The organism is Rhodocytophaga aerolata, from assembly GCF_030503435.1.
GTDB lineage: Bacteria > Bacteroidota > Bacteroidia > Cytophagales > 172606-1 > Rhodocytophaga > Rhodocytophaga aerolata.
Map to the genome: position 1 here is coordinate 57,296 of NZ_JAUKPO010000026.1, position 11,875 is coordinate 69,170.

Genomic DNA, 11,875 nt, shown 5'->3' on the forward strand with positions numbered 1-11,875 from the left:
GTAGGTATTACTTGATTGTTACGTTCTTTAACGCATTCCTGCCGTAAAAGACCGGGAAGTACATCAACTGAGCTTTAGCCGGATTGAGGGTATAGGTGCCTGAATATCTGGGCAATAGATGTATAGTAAATTGATACGTACCTTTCATTAGCTGTTGGCAAAAGATACTAGTTTTATGTATAAAATACTCCCGGTGCACTTCAAAGGAGTAATTCGCTCTTTTTTCGACATAAGAGCAGCCAGCCGGAATGGGTACTTCCAGCATTATATATTCAGCATCCTGTTTCACCTCAACCTCCACTACTAACTTTACCGGCTTACCTGCTTTTACCTGTACCTGATCAGAGGACTTATTGTCTATAAATGTTTGTATGATAAAATCTTTTTCAACTGGCCCTGGCAGTGCATTCCAGTATTGCTGAAAGGCAGATACATATACCGGACGTTTACCTGACTTTTGTAGAATGAGCGGCTGACCTGGTGTAAACTCGGCCTGGTAAGGAAGATTGCTTATGGTTGCTTGTAAATCGCCTTGCAAGGTAAGTGTAGAGGCAGGCAGCTTACCCTTTGTCAGCACATCAGGCAGGATGGTTGTTAGAATCAACGCCGATTCATAGGTATTACGCCAGTGTCCATTGTTTTTTCTTTCCAGAAAATACCTGCGTATAGCCTGTAAGGCTTTTTCATGGCCACCGCTGGCTTTCAAAATCCGGTAAGCTATCACTGTATTGGTGATGGCATTATCTGTTAAATGCTGCCCTTCTTTTCCCGATACTTTGCTAATATACATACCGCCTGTTAAGGTAGTTTGTTTGTATTTATTAAGTGAGTCCAGACTATAAGGCAAAGCTGTTTGCTGTTGCAGTTCAATTAGCTGAAGTTGGTCATGTACACTAAGAGAAGTATCTTTTGAAAGAGATTCCATAGATCTCGGGTAATCAACTTTGACCTCCAGTGTTTTCAACAGAAGCAGGAATCTGAGCTTATCGCTTGCTCTGGCGTTTTCCATTTCAAACATGAGGTAATCTTGTAAGGCTTGTTTATTGAACCTGACCTGATACCCAGATTTTTGTGCCATCACTAAGGCTTCTGTTACATGTGAGCTTATCCAGAGTGTAGGGGAGGAGGTTGGCCACCAGCCCCAGGTTCCATCTTTACGTTGTGCCGATTGCAATTTGTTTATAAGCTTTAAAATTTCTTGTTCTCCTTTGAATGATTCACCTAGGCTGGTTCTTATTTTTTTCTCTAGCAGTAAGGCGATCAGTTTAGAAGCTGCCTGTTCGTTACAATCATATTCATACTGCTTAATTTCTTCTATTTCGTCTAACAGCACTTGTAGTATATCTCCCTGGATATACATGTTTACCTTGCCTAAAGCCGGATCAAAATTGAGTGTAAGGGTAGTATCTGTATCCAGATTTGCGAATACACCCTTTGTTTCCGGCGTGCCTTTAAGGAAAACAGGAATATAGCGTTTTTCACCGTCTTGTTCCCCTCCAGTTTGTGTGGAAACGTAGCTTACCTCTACTGAATCAGGAGTTGCAGCCCCGATTTGCAAGGAGTCAACCAGCGTATGCATCACCCGGCTAGTAGAAGCATTTACGGTTTTCCCATTCAAAATAAAGGCCGTAGAAAGCGACAAAGTATCAGAAGTATAGTTCATGGTTTTTCCGATAACAAGGCTGCTATCTCCTTCTACTAGAAATCTAGGTACTGCCAGCGTACTTACTACAGGCTTAAATGCTTTGATCGTACTTTCGGAAAGTCCGGAACGTTTCCGTCCATCCATAGCTAGTACAAAGGTGCGCCAGGTAGTAACGTCATCTGGAAAAGTAATGTTAAAAACGGCTTTGCCTTGTTTGTTGGTCTTTAACCTTGGTTGCCAATACGCATAGTCGGAAAACTTATTGCGCAGGCTGGCAGCTCCGGAAAGATCTGCCGTTGTTTCAAAATTTTTGGATGATGTATCGTTTTTAGTGGATAGTGAAAATAACGAAGTAGTAATCATAACCACTCCATTCCTTGCTCTTTCTCCATACAAGGCTTTGGCTGCTTCTCCTTTCAGTACTTGTGTTTTAGTAATATAGGCAGGATCAATGTCTGCCAGCATACCATTATAAGGTACCCCATTTATAAGAATGAGTGGCGTATTGTTGGCATCTAAGGAGGAGATACCCCTCAAATCAACAGAATCAGATATCTGTACACCAGCTACCCGGCCTTGCAGGGGAGCTACTGTTGTGACCGCACCAGTTAAACTTACTCTCCGCTGTTCACCATACCCAACAACTACCACTTCAGATAAGTGTTTTACATCTTCCAGCAGCTGTGCGTCTATCACATCTTTGGAGCCAACGAGTATTTCATCTGTGCTAAAACCGATATAGGAGAATACTAGTACACCATTTGAGGGGACATATAGCTGATAAAAGCCATCCATATTGGTGACAGTGCCAATCTTGGTTCCTTTGACTAATACATTTACGCCTGGTAAAGCCTCCCCATTTGAATCTGTTACCTGCCCGGTGATTAGGTGTGTAAAGCTACCGCTAGGAGTGATGTTGTAGGTATTGTAGTAATTTTCTTTTACTTCCTGCAAGTTCTTTTTTTCCTCGGCTACACTGAATACTTCTTCCTCTAATAAGTGAGCTGCTTTCCGGCTGAACTCAGTGGGCAACTGAACCGGAAGATCCTTAATAGTGAGGTAGGTGCTGCCGCCAAATTGCACATCAAAGAAATCTGTCTCAATAAATTCGTTGAAATACAACAGCAGTACTACCTTATAGTGCCCAGGATTCAGTTGATGAAACGTGTTGGAAGTAGCCGGATATACTTGCAAGTAGTTAGGGTCTTCTTTCCGGAACAGCAGCACTCCTTTAATGCGTTGTTCGGCACTGTCTGGCAAAGCCATCTGATGAAGAATGAGTTTACCAAATTCTTTTGTGGTCGTTGTAGCGTAGCTGTATTGGTGCTTTCTGGCTATACGGGCTTCTTTCTGCCAGGCCCACAAGGAATCAATCTCCGTCTGACGGTAAGGTTGCTCTGAAAAATTGGGATATATCTCCTTGTAATCTGGGTGAAGTCTGTATTTGTAAAAATTTTGCGGATTGATGCTGCGCATCTTTAGCAGTTGCTCAGAAAACTCATAGGTATATAATGGCTCGAAAGTAAAGGAGGTGGTGAAACCATCTCTCAAGATATATTGCATAGGGGAGGGCATAAATACACCAGTAATAAGCGTGTTTTTGCTGTAGTAGTTTGACAAGCGGAATGGAATAGGTTGAATAAACTCTCCTTGTTTCAGGTAAGCATTTTTACCAGGTGTATATTCCATATGCATCACATAGCGGTTAAGCAGCTGCTGTTCCTGCAGGCTATATTCTTTTTTTATTTCCTCGGTTTTCACTTGCGGATGTACAGCGTTTGCCTCTACACTCAGTACTAGTTTACTATTCGGTTTTATGCGTACACTATCAATCGAGATAAGTTTATCTATGGTCCGTAATTTCAGGGTATGGTAGCCGCTACTTATCCGGAAAGAGTATCTCTGTTCAACATCTGCATTCCGGTAATAGATAGGCCGGTTATCCAGGTAGATCAGGTAAACTGGCAGCAATTGGCCATTTTGCACGACAAAGGGAGCAAATAGAGAAATGCTATCCGAAGTGGAAATATACTGTGTAAAAATTCCCTTCTCAGGATAAAGAAACTGGAAATAAGCTATACTATCCAGGCCCATCTCCGGATTCCAGTACTGCCAGTCAAGCGGGCGGTTTGCCACGGCATCCTTGGAGAATTTGTGGTCAAGGTCAAATTGGTGGAGACCTTTCCGGCTTTTGTAGGTTTTGCCCATATACGGAAGTTCAGGTGCAGAGGCGTTTTTAAATTTTCTGGTAACTGCATAGGCCGTGAGGTCTACATCCTTTGCTGGCGATCCTTCGGCATCTGTCACCAGAATATTAATCTGTGCTTGTTGACCTGGGTTTACTACCATTGGCTGATTGACCGTAACAGTTAGCTGGTTGTGTTGAAATGGTATGCTATACTCTCTTTCCTGCACCTCACCCGACCAGATGTATTGCAGCGAGATAAAGTAATTGCCCGGTGTGGTTACTTTTGAAGCAAAATTCATTGTGTTGCCAGTGCCTCTGTCAATTGCCTGGTTTTTCCGGTATATGGTATAGTAAAACGGAAGTTTACGCGGATTGTCCACCGATATAAAAAGGGAATCAGCGGTTCGTTGGGAGTAACATTGCAACAGGGGATCTTCTTCCCTAAGAAAAAAACTTTTTGTCAAACTTTTAACCCGGCATTCATAATTGAAGGCATACGGGTTTAAGGCTTTCTTGAACGGAAGTTTCACCATAGTAATTTCCGGTTTTTCCTGCCCATGTAGCCAGGTAGAAAGCTGGGCATCTACTTGCTGTGGTTTGCCTGCTACCAGATATGTTGCGAGTAAACTATCTTTGTCTAGCGTAAGATTTATTTCCTGCGGAGAATGGATATAGTGTAGTTTTAAGGTCTGGTAATGACGTTCATTGTTTGAATTAAGGAATACAGCATGAAGGCTATAGTCTAGAGATACAGCTGGAAAAATACTGTCCGGCAATACTATTTTTGTTTCTCCAACCGGATCTAGTTTCTGCTGGTAATGCCAGAGGGTATCCTTCACAAAAGCCTGTTTTCCGCTGAAATGGATTACCTGCTCAGGTGTAATAGTAAGTTGTAGGGTGGCATCTGCAACTGGTAAGTCATTTTCATCTTTTCCCTGAGCATACAGAGAAACAGGTGTGCCGCTATGGTGTGTAGTTACGTCGCTTCTGAGGTTAAAGGAGTTGGAGGTTAGTTCATAGGCTTCCAGCTCAAAAGAGCCATACATCACTGACCGGAATTTTTTTCTCTCTAGGGATATACCATACCTTTTGTCCAGGTGTAATTGCAGGCTGTCGTGCAGAACAAACTCATAAAAATAGCCGCCTTTGCGGTAAGGCTGAAGGGTGGTAAGCGTTTTACCGCCTTGTGAAGTATGGAGCACTACCTGCAAATCAGGATGAATAGGTGTTCCCCGTTTTTTTAGGATAAAAGCTTTGAATTTTACGGTATCACCGGGCATGTACAGCGGTTTATTAAATGCCATATAGCCCCGGTATTTTGTGTCATGCTCCCTAAACTCATCCGGGTTGAATATGCCGGCTATTCTTCTAATCCACCCTTCCGGATACCCATACCTGATCGTTTTTACCACATCTCTGATTGGTTTCCAGACCCAGTAAACAGGTTTTGTGTAAACAATTCTGTTTTTAACTTTTCTCAAAAAAGGCTGTTTATTTTTGGTGTCAATATGATGATAAGAAGTAAAGCCCTGGTAGTGGATACTTAGCAATCCTTTCCGGCTTGTTCTTTTCTGCAAATACGCACCAGCTTTTTTATCAAAAGCAATCTTCTTATTTCGTAGATGCATTGTGGCTTCTTCAATTGGATGCCCGGAAGTATCAGTTACCAGAATAGATAAATCCACTTTGTTATTCAGCAGTTGTACCTGAACGTTGCTTATTGGCTTGAATTCATACACCAGGTCTCCTCCCTCAGCATAGGTAAATAAATAGTGGCCATAAGGTAAGTCTCTATGATAGTCTTTGCCTGTCGGAAAAGAATCTACGGCCGTATGAAAATACGCTTGGTTAACTACATCTAAATCTTTCGTATAGATTCTTTTTGCCTCCTCATTCCTTAGTTGATAAATGTAGGTGTAATAGCTTGTCCGGCTGCTATGCGTCAGGCTCTGCGCGGCTACCAGCAAGGGAAGAGCAAACAGGGTAAAAAGCAGTAAATGTTTTTTCATAAAATAGCTGCAGGTAATTTTGATTAGCCAATGAGGAAAATGCTATTAGAACATAGATGCAGCCGCTGTAGAGATTCCATAACTTATTACAATCAGGAGCCGAAAAAATAGGAGGTAAGGGTAAAACCTATCCCAGAGAGTACAGAAGGTGCCCAATTAAGATTCGATACAGTAGGATAGGCTGACCCAGGGAAAGCAGATCAGGTACTTCTGGAAACGTTAACTGGGTACACCTCAAATATCAAGTAAAATTTCCATGCAGTTGGGAAATGAGCGTAGAACGGGCCATTTTATGAAGTAAGGTTCTCTTCAAAATCCTACTTTAGAAGATGTAGGTATTTCTTACCTTGACCAAGAGTAAAGAATAACTCATTTACAATGAAGGATGTTAGACAAAGCTTTCGATTCACCACACAAATGGTAGTGGAGGTAGTTTATAAAATATACAGTCAAACAAGTTTAAAGAGATCTGTAGAAGATGGACTAATTACTAACGGGAGAATGGTGGCGAAGTTTAGGCGTCTGGTTTATCTTTTCCTGCTTATAACAGTGGCATCTCAGTTGCAAGCCCAATCTCCTCCACCTCTTCAATGGGGGAAAGTCAATGCTGAGGAAGGGCAATTAAAAGTATGTCCTTTTGATAGTTCCGCAAGTGCTGTAGTGCTGAGCGATTATGGTAGAATTGTTTTTGGCTATGAGGCTGTCTATATTGAGCGGCACAAACGTATTAAAATTCTTACCCGCAAAGGTTTACAGGAAGCTACTATTTCTATCCCCTATTATGCCAAAGACAACTTAGAAAAGATTGCTTTTTTGCGGGCCCAAACCCTCAAACTGGATGAAAAAGGCAAGGTTAGTAGCCAGGAAGTGAGTGCCAAGCTAATATTTGACGTGAACCACTCGTCAAGTTTGCGGGAAAAGCGTTTTACTTTTCCGAATGTAGATGAGGGAACCATCGTTGAATATCGCTATACAACCATTTCTAAAAATTTCTTTACCCTGGCAGGATGGAATTTTCAATCTAATATTCCTACTATGCATAGTGAATTACGGGTAGAAAAGCCCCAAAGCCTCACATACCGTATTCTGCTTCAGGGAAATCGTCTGTCTCAAAAATATGAGAAACTAGATGCACAAACCTGGTCACTAGATAACCTACATGCGCTCGTTAGGGAACCCTTTGTAGCTAATTACCAGAATTATGCTGAGAAAATTTCCTTCCAGTTAGCTATTTTTAATAAAACAGATGGCGTTCCTCTCGAGAGTGACAATCATTTAACCTACCTTGGTCAAAGAGACAAAGCAAAGGACATACTCAAGACAATCTTAACTGGCAATGAAACAGAAACTCAGCGGCTACATAAAATTTACAATTATGTAAAAGCGACTTTCCGCTGGAACAAGAGTTATAGTTTTTTTATTTATCAAAATTTTCATTCATTCCTGGAAACAAAACAGGGCCAAACTGCTGAGATTAATCTATTTCTCATTCTGCTCCTAAGGGAAGCAGGTTTAAACGTTCATCCGACGCTACTCAGTACACGCGATCAAGGAAAAGTATACCTTACTGATAAACCACTCCTTTCTCAATTTAATCACTTAGTAGCTTTAGCCCAGGCAGATACTAAAGAATTATTTCTGGATGCCACTGATCCGTTTCGGCCATATAGTCTTCTGGACAAAAATGACTTGAATGAAGATGCTTTTGTGTTAGACAAGCAAAACCCACGATGGGTTAAAATCCATCAGGCTAATTTTTCTCGCCAGATCACATCGGCAGAAGTGGATTTCTCCAATCCCCTTAAGCCTGTTTACCATTTTTCTGTAAAATACGAAGGCTATGAAGCATTGGCTAAGCGGCAAAAGTATGCAGAGGAAGGAAAGAAGGTATTGGCTAAAGAAGAAATAAGTACACAATATCAGGAGTTCAAACAAATACGTTCAGAGATCCAACAGATGGATAATTGCGATGAGGCACTGCTCATAAAGTTGACCTACCAGGCAGATACCGCTTCGCAGGATCAAGCCGGTTTCATTTATTTCAATCCAGTACTATTGAGTGAATTCAATGAAAATCCGTTCAATAACGAAAAGCGGTATCTGCCTGTCGAACTCGATTACCCGGCTACCTATACCTATGTGTTAACTATGAAAATTCCTCCTGGGTACCAATTGCAAGAGATGCCTCAAAGCACACTGATAAAATTTCCGGAAGATTTAGCCGAGTTCCGTTACCAAATCTCCTGTAAGGATAATGTAATCCAGCTGATGACCAAAGTAGCTTTTAAGTCTACCCTTATTCCCTGTGATTACTACCAGCACCTACGTGAATTTTATGATCAATTTATGGCCAAGCACCGGGAAATAATTGTTTTAAAAAAAATTGGGTAACTTATAATTTGCTTCATTTTTTATCATTTGTAAAAGGTTTGCTCTCTACAATTAGTGATCTTTGCAGGAAATTATGGGTATAAATTGGATTGTCTTAATTGTTGCCGGACTATTTGAAGTACTGTTTACCTCCTGCCTGGGAAAAGTTAAAGAAACATCTGGCCTAGAAATGTATGGGTGGTTATTTGGCTTTCTGCTTTCACTAATCATCAGTATGGGATTACTTATGAAAACCATACAAACCTTGCCCATGGGTACCGCTTACGCCGTTTGGACGGGAATTGGGGCTGTGGGTACTGTCTTGGTGGGAATATTCGTGTTTAAAGATCCGGCTAACTTTTGGCGGGTATTTTTCATATGCACCCTCATTGGTTCCATTGTCGGACTAAAATTGGTTTCACATGAATGAAAAGCAGGAGCATCTGCCATTTTGCTGCAGCCTGTTTTACTTCGTCTGAAAATTACAACAAGATTGGGCAACTTTGCGTAGGTCTTTTCTAGATTACCAAACAAAGTAATAAGCCTGTAGGATAGATGAACCTTGATCAAATTATTGATTCCATTTACCTCCTTCCAGAAGCATCCAAACATGTGCTCAAAGAACGTATTGTAGAAGTTAACTATCCCAAAAAATACCTGCTCTTAAGAGCCGATAAAGTTGAAACAAACATCTATTTTATCAAGAAAGGCATTGTGCGAGCCTTTGCCAGGCAGGGTGCGCATGAAATAACATTCTGGTTCGGAAAAGAGGGAGATACCATCATTTCCATGAAAAGTTACGTTGACAATCAGAAAGGCTATGAAAATATAGAATTGTTAGAAGATTGTGAACTCTACGAGCTAAAAGCGGCGCATTTGCAAAAGCTTTTTCTGGAACAAATTGACCTGGCCAATTGGGGACGAAAATTTGCTGAACAAGAACTGATCAAAACAGAAGAACTCTTTATTGCCAGACAGTTTAAAACCGCTTTAGAACGGTACAAAGAATTACTTGCTGAGCATTCCGACATCATTCAACGGGTAGCCTTAGGGCACATTGCTTCTTATCTGGGTATTACGCAGGTTAGCCTCAGCAGGATTAGAGCAGAAATTAGCTAGGGTTCCTTCATTTTTTAACATTTGTAAAATGTTATTGCTTTAAATTGTCCTACCTTTGCGCCAAAAAAATTTAGCAAAAAATGAGCAAAGTAAAAGGACCAGTCTCTCAATTTATAGAACACAACTACCGGCATTTTAACGCCGCTGCCTTGATAGATGCAGCCAAAGGGTATGAAGCACACCTGGATGCCGGAGGCAAAATGATGATCACTTTAGCAGGTGCCATGAGTACAGCAGAATTGGGCATTTCTCTGGCGCAGATGATCCGTCAGGACAAAGTGTCAATTATTTCCTGCACAGGTGCCAATCTTGAAGAAGATATCATGAACCTGGTAGCTCACTCTCATTATAAACGTATTCCTAATTACCGGGATCTTAGTCCACAGGATGAGTGGGATTTATTAGAAGAAGGCTACAACCGGGTAACAGACACTTGTATTCCTGAAGAGGAAGCTTTTCGTCGGATTCAAAAGCATATTCATAAGATCTGGCAAGACGCTGATCAGAAAGGAGAGCGGTATTTTCCACATGAGTTTATGTATAAGCTTTTATTGAGTGGAGCCATGCAAGAGAATTACGAAATCCCTGTTGAGCATAGCTGGATGATTGCGGCGGCCGAAAAGAATCTACCTATTGTTGTGCCTGGCTGGGAAGATAGCACGATGGGGAACATTTTTACTTCGTATGTTATTAAAGGGGAAATAAAAGCGAGCACCATGAAAAGCGGCATTGAATATATGGCTTGGCTGGCTGACTGGTATCGTCATAATTCGGCAGGGAAAGGTATAGGCTTCTTCCAAATTGGCGGGGGTATTGCAGGTGATTTTCCTATTTGCGTGGTGCCTATGCTTTATCAGGATTTGGAAATGCACGAAGTGCCCTTCTGGAGCTATTTTTGTCAGATTTCAGATTCTACCACCTCATATGGTTCTTATTCTGGGGCAGTACCCAATGAGAAAATTACCTGGGGAAAACTAGACATTCACACACCGAAGTATATCGTTGAATCGGATGCCACCATTGTTGCTCCGTTAATTTTTGCTTGGATTTTGGGGATGTAAGCGATTCGTCCGGTAGGGCTGGTGAACTTTACCGGACGGATACCTATATTATTATTTTACCTTAATCAAATTCACAACATTTATAGAGTAGGGTAGGCCAGTTTGCAGGAACAGTCATATGAGAAAAGGCTGTTCATTGAATAAGCTAATAGGTAGCAGGAGAGTTTTAATAACTTGTTGATTCAGTTTGAAAGGTAGCCCAAATCTGGTTTTTTCTATTTGCTAAGTTTTGGCTGCCGTTCTAATAATCTTTCTCCACTTAGTATACACACCTGAATCCTGTGTGAGAAAGTCCGGTATCTGGACTTGATTTCATACGGGCAGAATTGCGGTAAGAACTGCAATACGAATCATGACACAGGTAAGAACCTCCGCGTTGCACCCGTTTGGGCACCGTTGGCTCTTCCGGATCGTAGCTCTGGGCAGGACCTTTGGGATTTTTTACACCGTCAGGTTTATTTACTGTCTGGTAGTAATCGGCCCGGTAATAGTCGCTACACCATTCCCATACATTGCCAGCCATATCATATAATCCAAAGTTATTGGGTTTAAAGGTCTTCACCGGGGCTGTCGTATAAAACTGATCTTTTACCGTATTTTGATCCGGGAAACGCCCTTGCCAGGTGTTAGCTTTAAAACTACCAACTTCTACGCCTTCATTGCCCCACGGATATACAGTATTCTCTTTACCTCCTCTGGCCGCCCATTCCCATTCTGCTTCTGTTGGCAAACGTTTGCCAGCCCATTTGGCATAAGCTACCGCATCGTCCCAGGAGATATGTACCACCGGATGCTGTTCTTTGCCTTTGATGCTGCTATGGGGGCCTTCGGGATGCCGCCAGTCAGCACCGGCTACCCAGCTCCACCATTGGGCTACATTGTTTAAGGCTACTGGTTGTGAAGGTGCCGTAAATACCAGAGAACTGGCTACGAGTACATCCTCAGAAGGTTTGGGTGTGCCGGGAGGCAGTTGTTTTTTCAATTCTTCCCAGTCTGGCTTACGTTCGGCGGTGGTCTGGTAGCCAGTGGCTTTTACAAATTCGGCAAACTGAGCATTGGTTACTTCATGCTCATCCATCCAGAAGCCGTCTACGGATACTTTATGTTTAGGAAACTCATCCTTACGGGCATCTTTGCTATCGGCACCCATCTGAAACGATCCTGCAGGTATCCACACCATCCCTTTAGGCGAATCTTCTCCATTTGCCGACCCAGCCTTATCATTTGCCACAGACACTGTTTGAGCAGTAGTTTGCTGTAATGGAAACCGGCTGGGAATGGTACTGTGGCAGGAAAGCGTATCATTTGCTGTTGTTGCTACAAGACTGGCTGTGTTTTTTTCAGCTTCGGCTGTTTCTGTTTTCTGCCCGGATTGGCAGGCAGCCAGTAAAAGCAAACTATACGCAGGCAGGACGTGGTAGAGAAATTTTAATCCTTGTTTCATTAGGTATGAACGAATGGTGGCAGACAATCAAATTTAGTA

The 11,875-nt window shown here is 42.0% G+C and carries 6 protein-coding genes; 4 read left to right on the forward strand and 2 right to left on the reverse strand.

The annotated features are described in order from the left end of the window. Positions 1-7 precede the first annotated feature (7 nt). Complete coding sequence (locus Q0590_RS28065; protein WP_302040970.1) at positions 8-5,842, reverse strand: carboxypeptidase-like regulatory domain-containing protein; 5,835 nt, start codon at positions 5,840-5,842, stop codon at positions 8-10. Between the two features lie 378 nt (positions 5,843-6,220). Here Q0590_RS28065 and Q0590_RS28070 point away from each other — a divergent pair, with 378 nt between their 5' ends. The 4 genes from Q0590_RS28070 to Q0590_RS28085 all read left to right on the forward strand — a co-directional run bounded on the left by Q0590_RS28070 (position 6,221) and on the right by Q0590_RS28085 (position 10,392). Next, a complete protein-coding gene (locus Q0590_RS28070) occupies positions 6,221-8,233 on the forward strand; it encodes a transglutaminase family protein (RefSeq protein WP_302040971.1) in 2,013 nt (670 codons plus the stop codon). Between the two features lie 79 nt (positions 8,234-8,312). Then, a complete protein-coding gene (locus tag Q0590_RS28075) occupies positions 8,313-8,642 on the forward strand; it encodes a DMT family transporter (protein WP_302041001.1) in 330 nt (109 codons plus the stop codon). Between the two features lie 125 nt (positions 8,643-8,767). After that, positions 8,768-9,331 (forward strand): Crp/Fnr family transcriptional regulator, encoded by a 564-nt coding sequence (locus Q0590_RS28080; protein WP_302040972.1) that lies wholly within the window; start codon positions 8,768-8,770, stop codon positions 9,329-9,331. 80 nt (positions 9,332-9,411) lie between these two features. Next, positions 9,412-10,392, forward strand: coding sequence for a deoxyhypusine synthase family protein (locus tag Q0590_RS28085; RefSeq protein WP_302040973.1), 981 nt, complete (start codon positions 9,412-9,414; stop codon positions 10,390-10,392). A gap of 259 nt (positions 10,393-10,651) precedes the next feature. Here the strand turns inward: Q0590_RS28085 and Q0590_RS28090 are convergent, their stop codons facing one another. Continuing rightward, the gene (locus Q0590_RS28090; RefSeq protein ID WP_302040974.1) at positions 10,652-11,836 is read right to left on the reverse strand and encodes a formylglycine-generating enzyme family protein; all 1,185 of its coding nucleotides are present in this window, start codon (positions 11,834-11,836) and stop codon (positions 10,652-10,654) included. Positions 11,837-11,875 lie beyond the last annotated feature (39 nt).